This is a genomic window from Mesorhizobium sp. M7A.F.Ca.MR.362.00.0.0 (genome assembly GCF_004023175.1).
Classification (GTDB): domain Bacteria; phylum Pseudomonadota; class Alphaproteobacteria; order Rhizobiales; family Rhizobiaceae; genus Mesorhizobium.
Genome location: NZ_RZTF01000102.1, coordinates 4,900 through 7,686, shown reverse-complemented (window position 1 = coordinate 7,686; position 2,787 = coordinate 4,900). Strand labels below are relative to the sequence as shown.

General features: G+C 63.7%; 2 protein-coding genes. Both read left to right on the top strand.

Annotated features, from left to right (window positions below; all coding sequences use genetic code 11):
- Positions 1–43 precede the first annotated feature (43 nt).
- Positions 44–1,258, top strand: a complete 1,215-nt coding sequence (locus EOC06_RS15170) for a deoxyguanosinetriphosphate triphosphohydrolase (protein WP_128308159.1) — start codon at positions 44–46, stop codon at positions 1,256–1,258.
- 75 nt (positions 1,259–1,333) lie between these two features.
- On the top strand, positions 1,334–2,787 hold a 1,454-nt coding region (gene argS / locus EOC06_RS15165), incomplete at its 3' end, for an arginine--tRNA ligase (RefSeq protein WP_245469624.1).

Here is a 2,787-nt window from a genome sequence, read left to right as displayed (position 1 = left end):
GGGCCAAGTCAACCTGGCTAAGTCAACTGCGGCAGCATCAGCCATGACCAACGAGTTGGGCGACATCGGATTCGGCTATCGGCCGCGCGCCGCCTATGCCTGCGATCCGGCAAAGTCGCGCGGGCGGCTGTTCGACGAGGTGGAAAGCCCGACGCGCACGCCATTCCAGCGTGACCGTGACCGCATCATCCATTCGACGGCGTTCCGGCGGCTCAAGCACAAGACGCAGGTCTTCATCGCGCATGAAGGCGACCATTATCGCACCCGGCTGACCCATTCGATCGAAGTGGCGCAGATCGCGCGTGCCCTGGCACGGGCGCTGCGCGGCGACGAGGATCTCGCCGAGGCGGTGGCGCTGGTGCATGATTTCGGCCACACGCCCTTCGGCCACACCGGCGAGGACGCGCTGAACGAAAAGATGGCCGCCTGGGGCGGCTTCGACCACAACGCGCAATCGCTGCGCATCGTGACGAGGCTGGAGGCGCGCTACGCCGAGTTCGATGGGCTCAACCTGACCTGGGAAACGCTGGAAGGCCTGGTCAAGCACAATGGGCCGCTGACGGACGCCAACGGCAAGGGTCTGAAAGGGCCGGTGCCGCAGGCGATCCGTGATTACTCTGAACTGCATGACCTCGAACTCGACCGGTTCGCCGGCATCGAGGCGCAATGCGCGGCGATCGCCGACGATATAGCCTACAACACGCATGACATCGATGATGGCTTGAGGGCAGGGCTGCTGACGCTGGACATGCTGGAGACGATTTCGCTGCCGGGAACGATCCTGAAAGGCGTTCGCTCACGCTATCCCTCCCTCGATGATGTGCGCACCGGCCACGAACTGATGCGGCGGCAGATAACCGCCATGGTCGAGGACGTGATCAAGTCGACGACCGCCAATCTCGATCGCATCAGTCCGCGGAGCGCCGATGCGGTGAGGGCAGCCGGCGAGACGATGGTGGTTTTCTCGGCCGAAATGGCTGCCTTGGAGAAAGAACTGAAGGCCTTCCTGTACAAGCACCTCTACCGGCACGCGGAGGTTATGCGGGTGCGCGCGGACGCCGAGCAGATCGTCAAAAATCTGTTCGACGCCTATTTCGCCGATCCGCGCGCCATGCCGGACGGCTGGCGCGAGGGGCTGGATCGGGCCGACGACCGCATCAAGGCGCGCAGCGTCGCCGACTTCCTGGCGGGTATGACCGACACCTACGCGCTCAAGGAACACCGGCGTTTGTTTGACCATACGCCTGAATTGGGCTAGGGCGGGCTCGATTTTGCCGGCCAACGAGCCGGATTCGCTGCAAAGCCGCCAGAGCCAGACCCCAGAGTCACACAAATGAACATCTTCGCCGATTTCACCGCGCGAATCATAAAAGCCGTCGAAGCGCTTGATCTGAAAGACAAAGACGGCGTTTCGCCTGACCTGTCGCGCATTGCCGTCGAGCCGCCGCGCGACGCCAGCCACGGCGACCTGGCGACCAATGCGGCGATGGTGCTGGCCAAGCCGACCGGCCAGAACCCGCGCGCGCTGGCCGAAAGACTGGCGCAGGCGCTGCGTGACGACAAGGATGTCGCGGCGACGGAAGTGGCCGGGCCCGGTTTCGTCAATCTCAGGCTGAAGGACGGCTTCTGGCAGGCACATCTGACCGCACTGCTCGGCGAGGGCCGCAACTATGGCCGCTCGACGGTTGGCGGCGGCAGGAAGACCAATGTCGAATATGTCTCGGCCAATCCGACCGGGCCGATGCATGTCGGCCATTGCCGGGGTGCTGTCGTCGGCGACGCGCTTGCCAATCTGATGGCCTTCGCCGGCTACGACGTGACCAAGGAATATGTCATCAACGACGCCGGCTCGCAGATCGACGTGCTCGGCCGTTCCGCATTCCTGCGTTACCGCGAAGCGCTGGGCGACGACATCGGCGAAATACCTGCCGGTCTCTATCCCGGCGATTACCTGGTGCCCGTCGGCCAGGCGCTGGTCGCGGAATACGGCCGCTCGCTTCTGCAGATGCCCGATGACGAGGCGCTCGCCATCGTCAAGGATCGCACCATCGATGCGATGATGGCGATGATCCGCGAGGACCTTGCGATGCTCAACGTGCATCACGACGTGTTCTTCTCCGAGCGCACGCTGCACGCCGACAAAGCCAGGAAGATCCGCTCTGCGATCAACGATCTGACGCTGAAGGGCCATATCTACAAGGGCAAGCTGCCGCCGCCCAAGGGCGAGAAACCCGACGATTGGGAGGACCGCGAGCAGACGCTGTTCCGCTCGACCGCGGTCGGCGACGACATGGACCGGGCGCTGGTCAAGTCCGATGGCTCGTTCACCTATTTCGCCGCCGACGTCGCCTATCTCAAGGACAAGGTCGATCGCGGCTTCGTCGACCTGATCTATGTGCTCGGCGCCGACCATGGCGGCTACGTAAAGCGGCTGGAGGCCCTGGCGCGGGCGATTGCCGGCGACGAGGTGAAGCTCACTGTCCTGCTGTGCAATCTGGTCAAGCTGTTTCGCGAGGGCGAACCAGTGCGCATGTCGAAGCGGTCGGGCGATTTCGTGACGCTGCGCGAAGTGGTGGAGGAGGTCGGCCGCGACGCGATCCGCTTCATGATGCTCTACCGCAAGAACGATGCGCCCCTGGATTTCGATTTCGCCAAGGTGACCGAGCAGTCCAAGGACAATCCGGTGTTCTATGTCCAGTACGCCTCGGCGCGCTGTCATTCGGTGTTCCGGCAGGCGAGCGAGCAACTGGGCGAAGCCAATTTCGACCGCAACAGCCTGGCGTCGGC

What these genes read in the sequence shown, in the direction of transcription:
- EOC06_RS15170 (WP_128308159.1), top strand. Translation starts at nt 44, where the DNA reads ATGACCAACGAGTTGGGCGACATCGGATTCGGCTATCGGCCGCGCGCC.